Raw genomic sequence first — 19,933 nt, 5'->3', positions numbered from 1 at the left:
CGATTGCTTCAAAAAGTGTATTACAGGGTCAAAATATCATTATTAAAATCAGTGATTCCCCCTTGGGGTTGTGTAAAGTCAGGAGGCAATAATTGATAGATGGCCATGATAATTGGTTGCAGTTCTTCTACAGTCGGTTTTTCTCCGATCTGCTGTATCGCTTGGTTGAGCAATGCTCTGGCCTTATTCGGATCTCTCCATTGGATCTTGTTGAAGTCATCATTCAGGTATTTCACCAAGCCGATAAGTTGGAAAATTAAAGTAAGCTGCATAAAACATTGGTTGATCTCTTCCAGAAGGAGACCGCCAAGTTTGGTGTCTTTTTTCGCAAAGACCTCTTCCACTTGCGCTTCCAGTTCAGCTACGGCCTGAGATGTTTTCTCATTTCCGAATTTCTGGTTTGCTTCTTCCAGCTTGTGGAATTCGTCTTTCAGCTGTTTTTCCATTTTCGGCCATTCGGATGTTTCTGTCAATTGATCAATTTCTTTCAATAATTTTCGCAGGTTAGTCAACACCTCCTGCTTGGCATCGACATCATTTTTACTGTTCTCGAAAGATTGAGTGATTTGTCCCAATTCAGCTTCAAGCTTTTGCAGTTTATTCGTATCCGCTTCTCCTTCTTGCTTGAGGGCTTTGATACTCTTTCCGGCTTTATCCAACTCACTTTCCAACCATTTTGTGTCAACCGATTGCACAGTATCTGTCGGTACGCTGATTTCTGCCGTATGATCTAAGTATGGAAAATACGCCTGAACGGTCATTTTTTGTGACTTATCTAAGCTGAAAGTCAGATCCACATCTGCACTTTCCGGCAATAATGCCGGAAGGTCAGCCCCACTGATAATGATATCATATACGTGTTCGTTATAAATTGCTCGTGTCCCTTCAGAGTTATGCTCGCCTTGATAAATAGGAATTTTAATAAAGTCGGTATCCATTCCCGGGCGTATTTGCTTTTGGGTTTTTAATCCGTTGATTGTCCCTGTAGCCGGGAGAGACTGGTTTTTTTCCAATCCTTTAACTGTGACAAACACCACTTTACTGGTCACTTTTTGTAATATCTCAATACCTATATTATAGGGTAGGGTAGCACTTCCGATCTTTGATCCCTGAATAATACTGAACGAGGCAGGCTCGCATTCCAAAACATTCCCTTTATCATCATAGAGCGTCACTTCAAAAACATTCATTTTGTTTTCGGCAAGTTGAACGTCAACCACTTCACCTAATGTATTGATCTCTACTTTTCCGCTCGACCAGGCGCCATCGCCTCGGCTTATTTCGGCAAAGACCTTATCAGGAATTGTGCCTTCTGTTTTGTCGGCCAATATTTTGAGTGTCACAAACTCTTCCGGTTCCACACTGGATGCTTCATGTCCGATTTCCAATTGGATCTTTGTCCGGTCGCGTGATTCTTCTTTGATACTCTCCGAGATATCGATCGTTGAGGCATACAGAGCTGCTCCTCTCGATACAACAGTCATTGGGTCGACGCTCGTATCGGGTTTGCAGAGTTGTTTGTCGAGCATTTCACGAAGCACCGGAGAGAGGGTTGGCCCACCGACCAGAATCAGCGAATCCAGGGAACTCCCTTTCAAATTATTTCTATTTAAAAGCGCTAAACTACAGTCAATCGCTTTCTGGAAGATAGGTGTGAATATCCGTTTAAGATCATCCTGAACCACCGTCAGATCGATTTCAATTTCTTCCCCGTTATCATCTTCCCCGCAATCTCCCGGATCGACATAAATATTATGTGATGCATTGAAAGAAAGGTTGTTTTTTATCTCTTCGGCAAAGAATTTTAGGGCGCTTCTGAATTCCGCTTTTTTATGGTCATCAGACAACATCCCGTCAATACTGAATTTTTGCTGGATGTGTGGAATAATCAATTGATCTACGACGGCATAATCCAGATTTTTGCCTCCCAGATAATTATCACCTTCGGTATCGATGACCTTCATGATCCCGTCTTCCACTTTTAATAATGCAGCATCGAATGTACCTCCTCCGAAATCGAACACCAGCCAGAATCCCTCTTTTTTACTGCTGTCCAATCCGTAAGCCATCGAAGCCGCCACAGGTTCCTGCAATACTTCTATATGATCAAATCCGGCTAATTTGCCGGCTCGGCGTGTTGCGTCAATCTGATTGTTTTTAAAAGCGGCAGGAACAGTAATGATGGCCGCTTTGATCGTTTCATCCTGTATATACTCTTTTAATCTTTTCAATATTTCAGCCGATAGTTCTTCCGAACTAAACTCCTTATTCAAATAGGAACTATGATATTTTTTATCGGTTCCCATGGTTCTTTTAAACTCCACATAGGCGTTCAATGGCGTTTTGTTGGAGAGGCTTTTCAAACTGTTCGATCTGTAACTGTCGTATGCTTTATCACCGACGAATATCGTTCCTTTAGGATTAAAAGCGATACAAGAAGGGGTTGTGTCTTTCTGTTTGTCAAGCGATTTAATGATTCTCACTTCTCCTCTTTCCATTCTGGATATTGCCGAGTTGGTGGTTCCCAGGTCAATGCCGTAGTCAATTTTTATCCTTGCCATTTTGATCTATGTTTAATTTTGTGATACTTCTACCTGTGCTCTCTGAATTAAAATGCCATTGTAATTCACCTGTGGTTTGATAATTTTGGTGATCATCTTTTTACCCTCAGGAAGCGAATCGTTTTCAATGAAATTGATCACATCAATATTCATTCGTTCATCGTAATCGACATTCAATAAGTTGACCATTTCATAGCCATTTGCCGCAAAGTTGGCCTGGATACGTTCGATCCCTTTTTCCAACGGTTTCAACCCTTTGGTGTCGTCATCCATGCGTGAAATATTTTTCTGCATACGTGCTATTTCATCGGCGACTTTGAGCGCTAAGGAGTGGTCGATGTTTTTAGTGCCGGAAGTTGTACCTCCTTTCGACTCTTCCTGTTGCACTTTCAATTGCGACTCCAACACCTCTATCAATTTGTTGTCTAACCTCAACCCCTCATCATCCAATGATTTTTTGGTGTTTCTGATTTGTGTCTCTACATCATCTTGTGATGACTTGATGTGTTTTTTCAGGAAAAAATACATGAGTGTCCCCAGTAAAAGAATCGCCAGTGTGGCAATGATCCAGTAGAGTCGGTTTTTCTGAAGATCTCCTCCCAGTTGAGAAATGGATTGTGTTGCTTTCTCTTCAGACTCTTTAATCTGTTTCTCCAGATTGTTGGATACACCGCTGATCTGTTGCTTGTTTTGTTCAACAAACAGGTTTAATTGCTTGATCTGTTCTTCAAGCTTGCCCGTGTTTTGTTGCAGTTCTTTGATTGTATTTCGTTGTTTCTCTATTAAAACTTTCTGACTGTTTACTTCAGAAGTCAGCTGCTCTATGTGCTGTTGAATACCGGGGATTTTTTCGATAAGTGTATTTTCCGTCGATTGTTGAGCAAACAAAATGGAGGTACTGCAAATAAATGCTGCAAGTATAACTTTCTTCATTATGATCGGATTAATTTTATAAATGAATTTAACAGGGTACGTATGATGCGGTTTATTTGTTCTTTCTCTTTTAACTTCTCAACCAAAGCCGGTGAGTATTTATAGTAGGTACGGATAAAGAGACGTCCGGCAATACTTTTACTCAAAAAATCATCCCTGAAACGTCTTAACTCGATAACCTGTGGATGTTCATAACTTCCGTATGCCATGGTGGCAATGTAGCATCCTTTTTTGCCGCTGCTTCCACCAGCAGAACTATAACCTCCTCCTCCGGTGGGTATGGAGGCCAGTTGTCCAGCCAGTTGCATTAATGCATTGTGATTCTCTTTATATCTTGTCCGTATGTCGGTAGGCATATCCAATGTTCCGATAAGGGTAGATACATCGACAGCCTCAACAATAATACTTTTAAGTGTATTAAGTGCACCAAACCGATCGTATGTCATGCGGTTTGTGAAGTCATTCTGGGCTTCATTGACCACCTGTATGAGTGCTCCCTGAGCGTTATTAGCAATGGCTCCACTGATGGTGAGATACACTTCATTGTTGGCTCCTAAACTCGATTTCAGGGTATTTAGTTTGGGCTTACAGGCATTTACGAAATTTTTTGCTTTAGAGATACTGAATGAACTGTTTTGCAGTTGATTTAATTGTTGGGTAATGAAATTAATCTCACTTTCGACAGCCGATTCGACTTCACTATTTTTCATCACCTTTATGTTCTCCTCTATCCGTTGACGTGTCTGGGTATTTTGGGTGATCGAGAGAGCATATTCCAATAGTTCCAAACTTTCTTTGGCCGGATTACTCTGTTTGATCATCTCATTGAAATAATCAATACCACATTGCAGGATCTCTTTGGCCAGATTGTCTGAAATCACTTTGTAGGTCAGGTTGTCTTGCCCCAATACCGATTTTAATGTGTTTAAATCGCTTTTACAATCTGCGATCAGTTTTTTCCCCAATTTGTATAATCCGGCTTTGTTCTCTCTTCTTCCCTGTTTGACTTTTTCGAGTTGCGCCTCTATTTTATGGATCGGTTCGTCTGAAAACTTCTGGGTCAGGAATTGCTTGCATGAACCATTACAATTTTTGAACAGTTGAAGCGTTCCCGCATCGGAGTATTTCTTTTTGAGATGAGGTAAAACCTCACTGATAAATTTTTCGATCTGTTTTTCCGTTTTTTCCGAATAGGTCTCATCGGCTACAGTCTGTATAAACGCTTGGAAACAGTCTGACTCGATCAACATAATCTTGGCTTCGAGTCCTTGTTGAATTTCAGTTTTAGATCCTCCCAATAACTTCAATGTAGCCAGATTACTGATACACGAAAAGTTTTTCGGCGAAACCCCTTTACCGGCGGTCACTTTCTCCCAGATCTCTATCGCTTTTTCTTTATGTCCGTTGATCAGATGATTGATAGCGGTCTCGTCAAACGGATTGACTTTCAGGAACCAGAAAAGCGCATGCATTACTCTATCCTGATTCTGCTCAATACCCGAAAAGGCCTTGTTGATCACACTTTCCGAACGATCGATCTGCCGCAGAAAAGAAAAATCATACTCCGAATCAACCACCCGACCGACACTGATATAGCGTGTGATTTTCGCCTTTTGTTTTTGGAGTTCTCTTTCGGTTGAGTTGGCAAGAAGTCCTGCTATCCGATATGGGTTTTCATGTATTTGTTTCATCTAAGTATAGGTTACACACGTTGTTATTGCAGATATGCAACAAAAGTAAAGGAAGAGGAGTTGATTTCATACCCCATTAATGGGGGTTTTTGTGGGTAATGTTTTTTACTAAAAAAAAGAATGATAATACCCTATAAGTGGGGTGGCGTAGATGCTTTTGTAACTTTAACTTTGTATTTTTCTGTTAGAGGTACGTCTAAAATCATTTAGAGGTAGGTGTAAATCGTTTTAGAGGTACCTCTAATTTCATTTAGACGTACCTCTAACAGAAAACAGACCTACGTGTCTCTAAAAAATGGACATATAAGATCCGGTTTTCTATTTGAATCGTGTGTGTAAAAGAACCCTGTCTTTAAAAATATAGATAAAAACAAGAAGCGTTATGGTAAGTGTACATATTGTGGAAGATCATAAAATGTTGGTGGAATGGTTATGTCTGTCTATCCGTAATTCTGGGAAAGCAGAGATTTGCGATGTCTCTTATACATTAACGGAATGCAAGAAAACATTAACGATAAGACGTCCCGATATTCTTTTATTGGACTTAATTTTGCCGGATGGTAGCGGGGTTGACTTTTGTCAGGAAATCATACAGAAATATCCGGAGCAGAAAATATTGATATTATCTACTCATAATGAATATTCGATCATTAAAACGGTGTTGAATGCTGGTGTTGCTGGTTATATCTTAAAAAGTGAATTGACGGAGGAGGTGTTGATCGGTTTGGAGAAAGTCATGGAAGGAGAGATTTTTCTCTCTACTGAGGTGAAGATCTTGATGCAAAAGAGGGTAGCGGATCAGAGGTTTCGGCTGACTCCTCGTGAAAAACAGGTTTTAAAATTGGTTGTCGAAGGGTATAGAAGCCGTGATATCGGGGAACAGTTGTTTATTACAACAGAAACGGTGAATGGTTATCGGAAAAGCGGACTTCAGAAAATCGGTGCTAAAAATGCCATAGAACTTGTTAATATGGTGAAAGATGGGAAAATAGTTTTATAATGTTCGGTGGTTTTATTCCTTCTTATATATAGATGAAAAAAGTTCCGGCTTTCACAAGTCAGAACTTTTAATTGTTTGAATAAACAGTATAATTACGTATGTAAAAACATGTAAATTACTTGTGTCTCTGTTTGTTCGGTTTTAATAAATAGGCATTTGTTTAGTTAACAGGGAGTTTAATGGTTTCTTTTCTGTCTCTTATTTTAAGGAGATATAGACCAGTTTGCAATGGCATGTTTATATTATAAGAAGGTGTCTCTGTTATTTTTGTGACGTGTAATAACTGTCCTTGCATATTATATAATGAAATTTCTTTTCCGAGATCATTGCTCTCTAAGCCTTGAATAGCAATAATTCCTTCGTGATAATGTGCATTTAATACGGATTGGTTGATGCGGTCATTCTGATCGATGGAGGAGGAGAAATGCAATACGAACCGGTCGATTCGATCAGCAGGATTGGCATAGAATGTATACCGTGGATTTCTGGTCAGATCTGTTTGGTTGCCGGTTTGTCTATCTTCAAGTACGACCTGATTTATCGCGTGTAAACTATTCAGTCTGTACGCATCCAATTCGATTTTCTGGGTTTCCAGAGGTGGTTCAAAATACATTGTCAGTTTTTTCTCTGTGGGTTGAACGACATTTGTTGTCAGTTTTTTTCCATCAGCCGAACGGGTATATATCTGGTTGACGCCACCGGTGTTATTGAACAGTTTCTCCGTATCATACCTATCGGTCGCTTTTGCATCGGCGTTATCGCGAAAGACGATACATAGGCGGTCGAAGCCTCCGGTTTGTGTATCGCGGGTTTCGATCAATAGTTCGTCGACGGATTCGGTGAATTCATTTTTTGAACTGCGAAGAAACGAGACATCACCGTGGCTTCTTCTGGAGCGTGGTATTTTGAATGAATGAATTTGACCTCCTTCATTTTTCAGTACAAACATTTGCATTGGGGCGATCAGGTTATTGTTGGCGTAGAGGTCTGTGGTACTTCCTTCTTTTTGTCCCACCAGATAACTGGCCGTGAAGGTGAATTGTACTCCGTCGGTGCTATGTCCCGTACTGTTTGGGGCTAATATATAGTAGTTTCTCTTCACATTGTGTCCGGTTGCAAGTCCCCATTCGTTCCGGTTGTTACCCAGTAAGTCGGTTAAATCCAACGGGACGGTAAACGGGTTTCCCAAATAGTTGTAACCATTATTCAAAGTAATTGATACATCATTATTAATGAGTTTTTCTCCGGTGTACCCATCGATGCCTTCATTGGCCAATATCGCTTTAAATGAAGCAGGGGCAGAATATCGTCCAAACATAAATTTATCATTGATAACATCACTAAATTTCGCATTGTTGGGTGACGTTTTCCATCTTTGATCAATACTGCTTAAGTAATACATGGTATTGGAAAAAGGTACAAGCCCTTGTCCAAGAATATAGCCAGTTCCTCCTGTTAAGCCCCTTAAAGGATCTGTGATCCACAAATCGTTGTTTGACCCATTGAATAAATCTGTTTCGGCAGGTACGGAGAGGAAATTATAGAAAAAATAGTCGGCGTGAAGTACTTCAAAGGGAGGGGTGAATCCGATCAGACGTCCGAGATCTAAATGTGCGCCTATGTTCAGATTAACCTGTATCCGAGGTTGATCAAGGTTGTTGTTGATGGTTGCTGCATTATCTTCCAGCCAGAGATGAGCTACAACCGTTTTGTCGTCTGCAGTTTTTGAATCCAGAATGAGACGTCCCTGAATAAATGTCATATCCTTGAGATTGATACTCATATCCGGATCAACAGTTAAAGATGGGTTTATATTGTGTAGATTATTTAGAATGACTGTATGGGGAAATTTGACCGGATTGGTCGATTTGTTGGCACTCCCATAGATCCGTTGTGGCGTTGTTCCCTGAAAGACAAAAAGACCACTGCGTCCATTGGGCGAATCATTAAACACAAATGAGTTTGTATGTGTCACATTATTAATCAGGTTGCCGGTCAGGATTGTTTTACCGGGATGCATGATCTGGGAGTTGCCTCCTGCCGTTAAATCACCTTTAATATATAGGACAGCACTATTAACCAGACCTCCGACATACATGTTTCCGGCATTATATAACCCATCCGCTTGTAGTGATAGTGTACAAACTAATAGCAAATGAGCACAGATGAATTTTCGTATTTCCATGTTGAATGGCCTCTTTTATTATTTGTTTTTTACCAATGTAATGTCTTTGATGCAGCGGATCGAATGTCCCACAACGCGAGAGGAGTAGGCTGTTACGTCAATATTTCCGGTGTTATCGATACAAAGGACAGGGGTATGATCGGGAAGCATACTTGCCGTTGCCGTCCAAAGATAACCGAAATGAAAGGAGTCTTTGGCTTTCCATTCTCCGGTAGTCCCATTTATAAAACCGTTCAGGAAGATGTTGCCTTCGGTAGGAATATGCCAGTAGTGGTTACTTTCGTTTCGTTCAGGAACACGCCATCCGGTAGGGCAGGGGTCGTAGTAGGTCTTTTGAGTTGTATGCCATAAATCCTTGTTAGACAAACTACCAGCCCAGTCGTGAATGTCGGAATGCGAAGAGTAGAATATGGTCGGATGTTGAATGGCATCGATTAAAGTGTTCGACGCTGACACCGGAACGGTCGAAATGACTCTTGGCGTCACATCATTCGGATATGCAGGGAACGGATCTTTTCTGCCCCATTGATAAAACATCCCTTTGTTTGTAGCATGTTTACCCAGTATAGTCGGCATGAAACGTTCTTGATTCGGATTGTGAAAATCATAATCGAGATTATCTGTGCCTTTATTTTGCATACTCCATACATGTGAGCTCCATACTATTTTTTGCGGATCGCCACTCCCCACCATGCCGATGCCTGTTCCTTTGACAAGGGCAATTAAGGCATTTCCGTTATAGATGCCGTTAGTGGCGTTGGCGGTTACCTCTATGTATTCGGTTCCACTGAGTGTAGCACTAAACGTGACCGGAAAACTTTCTTTAATTTCATGCCATATGACTTTCGCATTCAAATCACTCATATCCGGAATGGTCTGAGTGGTTTGTCGTAAGGCCTCGCGTATATAAGCCAGAGGAATTCTAATAGTCGCCTTATTGGCTCCCGGTTCGAATCGCATAAGATAAGCGTTGGCTCCTCCGCTTTGTCTGACATTGATTTGAATATTGAGTAATCCGGCTTTTAACGTGATTTTAGCAGATCGTTCTTTGCCGGTCAGATTTTCTTCTTTCATACGGATCTTAAAGGTCGAAAGGGTGTTCGACGGTTGGTCTTTGTCTGATATTTCGGACGTTTCGGTCGATCCGTCTACAAGAGTGAGCCAGGTCGCTCCGTTTTCGATGGTTGCCGACCATTGGGTATAAGTGGTAAACAAATGGATGGATTGTTCGAGTATCTTGTTGTTTACCGAACTTACCAGTTGTTTGTCCCAGTCGAAAAGCACTTCGCTTATATCTACTCCCAGCATATAGTCGTTGTTATATGTGAACTCATTCAAAACAGCATTTGTTTCGTCGATGATAAGGGAGAAACTGTCTTCTGAGGGTGGGGCGTTTTTGGCTTCTTGCAGCGTGGAATAACCGCCTGTATTAACTCCTATGATATTGATATTGTATTCGTGATTACGTAATATCGGGTAGAAATGGGTGTATCTGACAAAATCGATCCGATAAAAGCCCGGTTTATTTTTATAACTTCCTTTTACAACTAAAAAAGCAGGTTCGTTGGATTCGGATAAAATGTCTGATTCAGGGATGTAGATCGTGTTGTCTAATCTTCTGTAAGGGGAAGATACGGCGTATGATTGTTCTGCGAATTTATTTGCTGTAGGCCTTGTTTTATCTATTTCCAATTGATTGATGTTTGAACCGCTCATATAGTCTGAATGGGGAGTCAGATAGCTGGATTCACTGGCGTTGCAGACATAAACGGTTTCGAGTTTGAAATCGTTGGACAATGTCGAAGAGAAATTTTGAGTATCGACTCCGATATTAACCTTAGCCATAGTACGAAACATATTGATCTCTATAGGCGTATTGGGTAATTCGTTGGAGTCCGGCATGATTAATATGGAATCTTTCATCTGCCCCCACATCGGAAAAGCCGGAAAATCGGAAATCTCTTCTGTCCGCCAGGGAGATGCAGAGAATTGGATGGGAGTGAAAATATCACGCATCGTTGTGCCAACAGTGGGTTCGATCGATATGCCGGCAGGAGGATTGGCGACTAAAACCAGCCGTTGTCGTTTTTCCAGCATTCTTAAGGCGACATTGACCTGTTTGATCTCTTCTCCGATTGCTTGAATCCCGGAGTATACATCAATCTTATACGCAAATTTATCATCGAGCTGATTGTCGGTACCTCCGTTGGTGAAAGCAAAGATCTGAAGTGTTTCAATACGGTTTTCTTCAACTGTTGTCAGTCCTCTGGAATAGAGTGACTGACTTTTGGGAAATTTGATTTTTAAGGCGATTTCTAAAGGACCAACCAAAGGAGGCGTAGGCTCCTTTTCCTCTTTAGTACATGCGATCAAACAAAGGATCATTACATATATCCACCATTTTTTCATCTTTTGATTTCTTTTTGTTTTCGTTAATATGTACTAACAGTTATTTTCTTTGTAATATTTCCACTGTTGATTATGATTGTTTCCGGTGAAGCGATAGCCCCTGTCACATTAAAGAGTAAAAAGCCGGAAAACATCGAAAATCCTGGAGTATAGTTCGGGAATTGTAAGTGACCCGAAGGGTTTTCGAATCGTGCATCCCAGCCATTGGGGAAATTGGTATAGATGTACAATAATGCAGTATGCGGCAATTGCGTTGCCGGAATTCTGAATGTATTCTGAGAAACAGTAAATGTATATTGGGTATAATCTTTATAAATGTCTACTCCTTTCCAGGTGAGCACATGGGCATTTATATCCATATCTTCTTCACCGTAACCACCAAAACCTTTGACAATCACATTAAAGATGTATTCCGTATTGCGATTGATGGTCAAATCGGCAGCTGTTCTGTCGGGTGAATGAAGCATATAGGCGTTGGAGTGCTCTTTCAGTCCGTCGCCCAATACCAATTTGTATTCTTGTTCGATCGCCGGATTATTTTTTCGGCAGAAGACGATCGAGACATAGCTATACAGGTTGATATCGTTCACAACATATTCCGGTATATAAAAGGAAGAACTACCGCTGAAACCTGTCTGAACAGCGCCATTCAGGATCGGAGTATAATCACTCTGCGGGGCGTTGGCTCCATTAAAAAAATCGGTAGTCTCTGTCCCTGTATAAGGAGCGGGCGATAAATACGATTTTTTAGGCAGGTGTTTGATCGAAACGCTTTTCACTTCAAATGGATTGGCGATATCAATTGCATTTTCAAAGACACAGGCCATATGAATAGTCACCTTTGAATAAAGCCGCGAAACTCGTCCCATTACATTATCTATAAATAAAGAGTTGCCATCTTTATAGATGTCACCGGATGGATTGACATATACATTTTGATATGCAGCAAACATCGGAATCGGTGTCTGGGAATCTACAGCCGGGTATGCCGAATAATCAATGACTTTTTGTTTGAGTTCGTAAGCTGAACTGATATTATCCAGCGCCCATGCGGCTTTTTCATTCGTGACAATGAATATATCCAGATTTCCGACTGGTACTAATTCGGAGAAGGTGATGTCTGATCCACTTTTATATCGGTTGAGAACCAGTCTGTTGTTGCCGGATGTTTTGAAAATGATCAAACGGGCATTTGCGATGCGATTTTCGTTTTCGTCTCCGGAACGAGTCATAGGGAGTTCCAAGAGAACTTCCTTATCGTTTGATTCTTTGATAGGTATCTCTTCAGATGTGCAAGAAACAATACTTGCGCATGAAAAGAGTAATAATAATCCCCGGTATATCTGCTGTAATAAATTTTTCATGAACTCTTTTTGTCGAACGTATGCTGTCCTTTTAAAGAACAGGCGCAGTTTTATTTGTAACTTCTCCTCAATTTTTATGAAAACGGTATTCTCTTTTTGTACTATCTTCTTTACAAAGTTTGTTGTGAATTGTACTGAAATGAAACACGATACAAAATTAGAGAATCAATTGGTTAGTGTAAAAACAACTTTTGCGCGTTTAGTGGGTGTTTTTTTTGTTTTCAGAAAAAAAAGACAACGTTATGTCACATGTCTATATTTCTTGTCTTGTGCGTAAAAAAATAAGACAAATCTGCTGTTTTTTTTAGTAAAAAAAGAGTTTTACAAAAAGTAGAATTCTTCTTTTTGTAAATAACGTAAATCAATAGTTGGAAAAGTTCGTTTGTTAAAGCCGCTCTTTTATTCAAAAATTTCGTTGCGGTATCTGTAGAGAACAGCGCTATCGTTTAAGTGATCTTCAAACATTTTCATAAAGACTTCTACTGTTTTCTTTCGATATCCTCCTTTTTTCCAATAGACAGCAGCGGTCATATTGGTGTTTTTTTCGGATAATTTGATTGCTTTGATCCTGTTATGATCTTTCTGTATAGATCGAGGCATAATAGAAATCCAGTGTTTTGTACACACAAGCTGATAAAGGATATTGACATCATTTAATTCTAATTGTGTGTTCAGCGTTTGTATGATCTCCGGAAATCTTTCTTCTAAAATATCTCTGACATGCATGCCGCTTTCGGGCAAAGCTAATGGATACTCCGTTAGTGCATCTAATGAGATCTGATCGTATTTGGCGATTGGATGATCTTTATGTGCGATAACGGTCAGCGGTGATTCAAAAAGTTCTATTCGGTCTAAACGAGGGTCTCTGACAGGTGAATCGAAAGTCAACACAAAATCCAACTCGTTCGCATGGAGCATTTCAAACAGACGTTTGCCGGATTTACTCACAATCTTTACATGAATCGAAGGGTATTTTATAGAAAAAGGAACCAGCGTATCTGTCAACAGGGAACATAAACTGAATATACCTCCAATACGCAACGAGCCACTTCGCATTTCGTTTATATCTTGTACCGCTGTTGCTGCCTCCTTGATATCTGCAATCACCATTCGGGCATGAGGCAGTAGTTTTTTCCCGGCTTCAGAGAGGGTGACCCGTTTTTTCTCCCGAATAAATAGTTCTACACCTAATTCTGTTTCCAGTTGTTTGATCTGTACCGATAGTGAACTCTCAGCAATACATGCTGCTTTAGATGCTTTTGTGAAATTTTGAAACTCAGCTGCTTTGATAAAGTAATTTAATTGTCTGATATCCATGTTTACCCGATTTGATGCCAAAGGTATGGATATTTTGAATGAATCCTCTTTGTTGATAGGTAAAAACGATTAACTGATAGTTAATTCCCATTAGAAAAGTATTAATTATGTTCTATAGGCGGGTTAGCTTTGCCTCCTTAATTCAAAAAAAACAGAAATGGCAGGATATTTAGTGGAAGATAGCCGTAAAGTGACAACGTTGCGTTTACAGGAAATGAAAAACAAAGGTGAAAAAATCGCGATGCTGACGGCTTATGATTATACGATGGCGGGGATATTGGACGAGGCAGGCTTAGATGCGATACTGATCGGTGATTCGGCAGCTAACGTGATGGCCGGATATACAACGACTGTACCTATGACAATCGATCGGATGATTTATCACGCCAGTTCGGTGGTAAGGGCGGTCAAACGGGCACTGGTTGTTTGCGATATGCCTTTCGGCACGTATCAGGTCAATCCGACCGAAGGGGTTAAAAATGCTATCCGCATTATGCAGGAGAGTGGCTGTGATGCATTGAAACTGGAAGGAGGAGTAGAAATCATTGATAGCGTGAAGAAAATCATTGAAGCAGGAATTCCTGTAATGGGACACTTAGGATTAACCCCTCAATCGATCAATAAGTTCGGAACCTTCGGGGTGCGCGGTAAAGACGAAGCAGAGGCTCAAAAACTGTTGAGTGATGCGCGTCTATTGGAAGAAGCCGGATGTTTTGGTATTACTCTTGAAAAAATACCTGCTCAACTGGCCGCAGAGGTCAGTCGTGAACTTCGTATTCCGATCATTGGTATTGGTGCAGGTAGCGAAGTGGATGGACAGGTTCTTGTTGTGCAGGATATGCTTGGTATGACCAAAGGATTTAATCCTAAATTCCTTCGTAAGTATGAAAACCTGCATACCCGAATCGTTGAGGGAGTAGGCAGTTATATTTCAGATGTCAAACAAGTGACCTTCCCCAACAAGGATGAGCAGTATTAATGAACAGTAAAACTTATTTATTTTGATGAATGTGAACTCAATATAAAGATTTATCTTCACCTTTTCTTCGGATTAAATACTTTTTTCTTATATCGAACGCACGTTTGATTATAGGCAGTACACCTCCCTCTATTTGTTTTAATAGATTCATCTCAGTATTTCTTCTCAATGGGTGAGTGATTTCTCTCTCTTAGATTAATCGTCTACCAGTTGGTGCACTATCGTCTACCAATTGGGTCACTATCGTCTACCAACTGTTGCCCGATCGTCTACCAACTGGTAGACGATTAAATAAAGGAAAAGAAAATACTGCTCCTATTGGAAAAAACAGGGAGGTTATTCAGATAAAACAGATGAGTTAACGGTTAAAACTACGTTTTCAATCTTCGCTTGGGATATGGCATAAATAATACAACCCCCATACAAAAGAGACAAGCATAGATTGTCCAACCCGACATTTCTTTCAATGCCGAGAGTGTTGCCTGCACCTGAACGCGGCCTTTCGTTGAGAGTGCCGCCATATGTTCGGCTTCCGTAACGCTTTTGCCCTGATAGCGCATTCCCTGCAATGTCTGCCTATAAGAGGCGGAAGCGTCGGGGTTGATGATATCTACATTTTGCGCGTAGCGGGTGACGTAGTGCTGCTGACGCTCTTGCAAGAGGTTGGTGTAAACAGCCGTACCGATACCCGGACCCAGTACCATACGCACGGTGAGCATAATGCAAATCCAGGTCGAAAGATAATGGAAAGGCATTCGCTGGTTGGCATAAACCGCCGTCAGCGCGTAGAGAATCATCATGCCGGCAGAACGTATGATGACCGGATACTTCATGCGCTCGTACAGGCCTGCGCTCTGCACTTCGAAGTACATAAAGACCGACGACAGCCCGATAATAAAGAAGCCGAGTGCAAACCGATACTTAAAGTGTACATTCTTTGAACCAAGTATAATAGAAATAATAGCACCGATTACGTAACCAGCAATGCTCCAATTACCCAAAGTGGCATTCTGGTAGTTATCGATTTTCATGCCCACGTTGGCAAATACATTGACAAACATGGCACTTGAGTTTACTATCATCAGCATCAGGTAGAGCATAATGCCCACGCGGATTGTCCGTAACCGGAAAACACTCAAAAGGAAATAAGGAAAATGCCTGCGCCCGTCTAAATAGAGGAACACACCGGCGGAGAGAATGCCGATAGCTGTTGCCCAACGGATAGTCGGGTCGTCGTACCAGTCGAGCGTCTTGCCGTAAATCAACACGTAGGTGATGCAGATAAGTGTGATGCAGAAGGCTACTACATTGCCAAACTTGCGAAAGTTAATCGGGAAACGCCCTAAGAATTTCCTATAAGGCATCGTGATAAATACAATCAGGATAGAGAACAACAATAAGCCCATCATGAAATAATAGACATATTGCCATTCGTATTCGTAGGCGAGCCAGGCGGTAAGCGAAGTGCCAAGCTGTCCGAATATCATAAAGAAAAGGTAAATGATAGGTTGGCTGGCGCTTTTCTCCGTGTCGAGCTTGTCCCATCCTTCGGCGTCTTTCGGTTCCATACCGGGCGTGATATTGCGGGTGGCCTCCATGCCAAAAGCGTATTTAATCAGGGTAAAGAGATTCACCATCATCAATACCATCCGCAGGAAACCCATCAACAGACTGCAAAGCGCCAGGAGAAAGATGCTGTCGGTCTTCGCGCATATATAACTGAAGATGTACATGAGTGAGAAGCCGAAAATACACATCATCTTTTGCCGGCGTATACGAACCAGTTGATAGAAAAACGGGGCAAAGGAGGCCATGCCAATAGCGGTTACGAAGTTGGCAAACTGTATATGTTCCGACACAATGCCCAAGCCGCTCATCATCTCACCACTATTTACCGAGTAAACGCCTCCGATAGAGAGTATAGGCAGGAAAAGAAACAACAAGATAAGGATACCCAACGGTTTGGGTACCCAATTATAAAATGGATAGTTCTTTGGGTAAGATGCCACCTTCTCTTAGAGTTTTGCTTTCACTACCACCATCATGCCTGCCGCCAGGCGGTCGTTCTCTTCTTCCGGCAGGTCGGTAAAGTCGATGCGCACAGGGATACGCTGCTGTATCTTCACAAAATTACCGGCTGAATTATCGGTCGGCACCAAGGAAAATTTGGAACCGGTCGCGCCCGATATGGCAGTAATTTTGCCGGTAAATGTCCGGTCGCTGATGGCATCGACCGTAATTTCCACTTCCTGTCCGAGAGCAAGGTTTTCGATCTGTGTTTCTTTGTAGTTAGCAATGACCCATTTCTGTCCGTCGGGCAGGATATAGGTAATCGTCTGTCCGGCTGTAATGAACTGCCCCTCTTCCAAAGCCCGACGGCCGAGTTTTCCATCACTTGGCGCCAATACCACCGTATAGGAAAGGTTGAGTTTTGCCATTTCCAAGGCGGCTGTAGCTCGCTGAATAGCCGCTTCGGTATTCTTACGGCGATAGGCCACTTCGTCTACACCCGAGAGCGCCGCCTTTTTCTGCCGGTTCACTACTTCGAGCTTTTTGCGGGTCGCTTCATATTCCGTCTCTATCTGCTCCAACTGAATAGGAGTAGCAGCGTTGCGGGCAACCAGGTTCTTATAGCGTTGCAGGTCTTTCTGTAATTTAGACAAACGAATCTCTATCTCGGCGATAGAAGCGTCGTAGACCGAAGCGGTATTTTGTGTAGTCTGTAAAGTGGCACCTACTACCGTAGCGCCGGCTTCGGCATCTTTCAGTGCCGCTTCGGCTTCCATCACGCGGATTTTGTATTCGCTGTCATCCAGTACGAGCAGCGTATCTCCTTTCTGTACCGACTGATGTTCTGTGAAATAGATCTTCTTGATATAACCCGATGCCCGTAGATTTATAGGCGAGATATACTGCTCTATTTGTGCGTCATTGCTGGTTTCAGTGCGTTTATAATTCAGGAAGAGGCTGATGACCTGGAACACTCCCCAGGCAATAATCGCAACGCCCAACAGACTAACTACGATTTGCCAACGTCGTAGCTTCTTCAATCGTTTTACTTTCTCGGGGTGTGTATTTTTTTGTGTTGTACCTTTCATATCTGTTTCTTTTCTTTATTCGACTAATGTATTTATCTGCCCGGTCAGTTTCAACAGGCTCAGGTTGGCTACCTGATAATTGTAATGCGCATTGATATAGTTGTTTTGTGCTTCCACCATTTGCATTTCATCTTGCAATACCTCAATCATCGAAGCGATGCCTTCGCGGTAAAGTTCCGTTGTAACGGCGTATACATCTTCGGCTACCCGGTAGTTGTCTTTCTGCCGTTTGAAGTTGCGCAGGTTGTTCATCATATCGTTTTGAGCATTCAGGTATTGGGTGTTGAGGTGTTTCTGTAGCTCTTCCTGCTCCAAAGTGATTTTCTCAATATCCATCCGGGCTTGCCTTGTTTTCTGTTTCTTTTCCAACCCGTCGAAGAGAGGGATGCGCAAAGACAATCCAAATCCGTAGGAGCGATACCAATGATTGGATGGCCCCGAATGGAACCAGTTTTTGAACTTATCGGTATAGGCTGAATACATCCAACTGCCCGTCAAGTTTAACGAAGGGAGATAATTGCTATTTATAATACTTTTTTGTTGTTCTGCTAACTGCTTTTGCGAACGCAGGAGTTGGATTTCATACAGGCTTTCCGGTAAACCGGCAAGTGGCACAGACATTATATGGTCCGTATCTACATGTAATAAAGTAATCTGTTCTTCCGCCGGATAGTCGATAATATATTTCAACATATTGAGTTGCTGCTCCAGGATAGCTTGCGAATTGTCATATTGCACCTGCAGGTTCTCCAGGTTGATATTGACGCGCTTGATGTCGACCTCCATCGCCATCCCGTTATCATAGAAAGCCAAAGCTATATCCTTTAGTTCCTGCAAACGGGCGATGTTGGATTTTATCAACACAATCTGTTCCACCGTAGCCTGTCCCAGATAATACATTTTGCTGATTTGCACGATAAGGTCTTCCCGGGCTTTTTCATAGGATAACTGATTAATCTCTTCCATCGTCTTTGCAATCGAAATCGAGGTGTAGAGCGTCTGGTTATAAAGAGGCATTTGTAGTTGCAGACCCGCGTTGCTATTATATTGCAAAGTGTGGGTCACATTGTAGGGCGTACCATACGAAGAACCGTCTGTTACCGAAACCGGAGGATTAAAATTGTTATTATAGTTGGCAAAGCCGTTGATCTGAGGCAATAGTCGCGCCCGGTTCTCGGATATGCCATACCTGCTTTTTTGTATCATTTTGCGACGGCCTTCTAACGACAGATTGTTCTCAATACCGATCTCCAGACAGTCTTTCAACGTCAAAACGGTTTGAGAATGTGTACAGATAGCCAACAGACTAAAGATAGATAATAGGAATATTTTCATCATTACCACAAAAAATATAAGCGGCAAAGGTATTGCGATCTTCGATTATAATACCGACCGCTACGGTAACAAATATGTCCGATTTTTCCTTCTAAAGTGAGTTTTCTATACTCTTCACCTTATTGATTGTGACTGCGGTATTGAAGCGGAGTCACTCCTGTGTGTTGTTTGAAATAGCGTCCGAAAAAGGAAGGATTGGGGAAATTAAATTCTTCAGAGATTTGCAATACGGTACGCTGACTGTTCCTAAGAGATGATTTGACTTTGGCTATTACGACCTCGTTGATACAATCGAGAGCGCCAAGGCCAATCACCTCTTTTACGGCAGCCGATAGATATTTGGGCGTTATAGACATTTTCTCAGCATAGAAAGCCACATGATGCCCTGTTTTATAATGTGTAAGCAGAAGCGTAATAAACTCCTCGGTCAATTCCTCCTTGCGGTTTTTCACTGCCGGCAAACGTGTTTGCTGATGTTTGGCGTATTCTGAACCAACCTCTAATACTACCGCCAATAACATGGCTTTTACAATTTCCTCTTTATACGCTTTTTCTTTACTCGTATAATTCTCTACAATCAGGGAGTGCATTTGGAGGATTGAGTGCATCGTCTCGGGAGAAACCGATAACACCGGATTTTCAATCATCCGGAAAACAACCTCATAATTGATGGGCGAGAGATAATCGGGCATAAAATCAATCGGGAAGACCAATATCTGACCGAAGAAATCACTACTTCGCGAAATAACTTTTATCGTTTGCCGGGGCAGGAAAGTGAAGACCTGCCCTTGGCTAAGTTCGTAGTTTTTACCGTTGATACTAAAACTAAAGGCACCTTTTGTACAAGTACATATAGCCATACCTCCATAAATGGAGATATCACCTTCCTGGACCTCATCCTTTTCCGATGAACTACCCAATACAAAATCGGTGATGGTAAACACCCGACCTCGAGAGGCTATTTTATGAATGTTCCTTTTTCCTGTATGCATATGAAATGCAAAAGTAACAAAACATCCCTAGTTGAATAATAGGTTATTAACGAGAATATTTTTAGAGTC

13 protein-coding genes are annotated in these 19,933 nt (G+C 41.7%); 2 read left to right on the top strand and 11 right to left on the bottom strand.

What is annotated here, in order from left to right; all coding sequences use genetic code 11:
• Window positions 1-20: 20 nt before the first annotated feature.
• The 3 genes from M2135_RS06040 to M2135_RS06030 are packed head-to-tail and all read right to left on the bottom strand — an operon-like array spanning window position 21 to window position 5,185.
• Window positions 21-2,561, bottom strand: coding sequence for an Hsp70 family protein (locus M2135_RS06040; RefSeq protein WP_280747711.1), 2,541 nt, complete (start codon window positions 2,559-2,561; stop codon window positions 21-23).
• A 12-nt stretch (window positions 2,562-2,573) separates the two neighbouring features.
• Complete coding sequence (locus M2135_RS06035; protein WP_280747710.1) at window positions 2,574-3,494, bottom strand: hypothetical protein; 921 nt, start codon at window positions 3,492-3,494, stop codon at window positions 2,574-2,576.
• Window positions 3,494-5,185 carry a CFI-box-CTERM domain-containing protein gene (locus M2135_RS06030; protein WP_280747709.1) on the bottom strand — a complete coding sequence of 564 codons (1,692 nt, stop codon included), beginning with the start codon at window positions 5,183-5,185 and terminating at the stop codon, window positions 3,494-3,496. Before M2135_RS06030 ends, M2135_RS06035 begins: the two co-directional genes overlap by 1 nt.
• Before the next feature lie 382 nt (window positions 5,186-5,567).
• On the opposite strand from M2135_RS06030, the gene M2135_RS06025 reads away from it, so the two are divergent.
• Window positions 5,568-6,185, top strand: a complete 618-nt coding sequence (locus M2135_RS06025; protein WP_280747708.1) for a response regulator — start codon at window positions 5,568-5,570, stop codon at window positions 6,183-6,185.
• 160 nt (window positions 6,186-6,345) lie between these two features.
• On the opposite strand, the gene M2135_RS06020 is transcribed toward M2135_RS06025, so the two are convergent.
• The 4 genes from M2135_RS06020 to M2135_RS06005 form a co-directional block, all read right to left on the bottom strand.
• Window positions 6,346-8,370 (bottom strand): T9SS type A sorting domain-containing protein, encoded by a 2,025-nt coding sequence (locus tag M2135_RS06020; RefSeq protein WP_280747707.1) that lies wholly within the window; start codon window positions 8,368-8,370, stop codon window positions 6,346-6,348.
• Between the two features lie 18 nt (window positions 8,371-8,388).
• On the bottom strand, window positions 8,389-10,779 hold the full coding sequence (locus tag M2135_RS06015; protein WP_280747706.1) for a BACON domain-containing carbohydrate-binding protein: 2,391 nt from the start codon (window positions 10,777-10,779) through the stop codon (window positions 8,389-8,391).
• 23 nt (window positions 10,780-10,802) lie between these two features.
• Entirely contained in the window at window positions 10,803-12,143 is a 1,341-nt protein-coding gene (locus M2135_RS06010; protein WP_280747705.1) for a hypothetical protein, read from the bottom strand.
• Window positions 12,144-12,542: 399 nt separating this feature from the next.
• Window positions 12,543-13,460 carry a LysR family transcriptional regulator gene (locus M2135_RS06005; protein ID WP_280747704.1) on the bottom strand — a complete coding sequence of 306 codons (918 nt, stop codon included), beginning with the start codon at window positions 13,458-13,460 and terminating at the stop codon, window positions 12,543-12,545.
• 157 nt (window positions 13,461-13,617) lie between these two features.
• Here M2135_RS06005 and panB point away from each other — a divergent pair, with 157 nt between their 5' ends.
• Window positions 13,618-14,439: a 3-methyl-2-oxobutanoate hydroxymethyltransferase gene (gene panB / locus M2135_RS06000; protein WP_280747703.1), complete on the top strand. Its 822-nt coding sequence runs from the start codon at window positions 13,618-13,620 to the stop codon at window positions 14,437-14,439.
• Between the two features lie 371 nt (window positions 14,440-14,810).
• Here panB and M2135_RS05995 read toward each other — a convergent pair whose 3' ends face one another.
• From M2135_RS05995 to M2135_RS05980, 4 genes are all read right to left on the bottom strand, one after another.
• A complete protein-coding gene (locus M2135_RS05995; RefSeq protein ID WP_280747702.1) occupies window positions 14,811-16,448 on the bottom strand; it encodes an MFS transporter in 1,638 nt (545 codons plus the stop codon).
• A gap of 6 nt (window positions 16,449-16,454) precedes the next feature.
• Window positions 16,455-17,537, bottom strand: coding sequence for an HlyD family secretion protein (locus tag M2135_RS05990; protein ID WP_280747701.1), 1,083 nt, complete (start codon window positions 17,535-17,537; stop codon window positions 16,455-16,457).
• Between the two features lie 15 nt (window positions 17,538-17,552).
• On the bottom strand, window positions 17,553-18,875 hold the full coding sequence (locus tag M2135_RS05985; protein WP_280747700.1) for a TolC family protein: 1,323 nt from the start codon (window positions 18,873-18,875) through the stop codon (window positions 17,553-17,555).
• Window positions 18,876-18,991: 116 nt separating this feature from the next.
• On the bottom strand, window positions 18,992-19,864 hold the full coding sequence (locus tag M2135_RS05980; RefSeq protein WP_280747699.1) for a helix-turn-helix transcriptional regulator: 873 nt from the start codon (window positions 19,862-19,864) through the stop codon (window positions 18,992-18,994).
• Between the last annotated feature and the right edge of the window lie 69 nt (window positions 19,865-19,933).

The sequence above is a fragment of the Parabacteroides sp. PF5-9 genome (assembly GCF_029893105.1).
Taxonomy (GTDB): Bacteria; Bacteroidota; Bacteroidia; order Bacteroidales; family Tannerellaceae; genus JARXWG01.
Note: the sequence above shows the minus strand (reverse complement) of the source record. Positions and strands in the feature narration are given on the sequence as shown.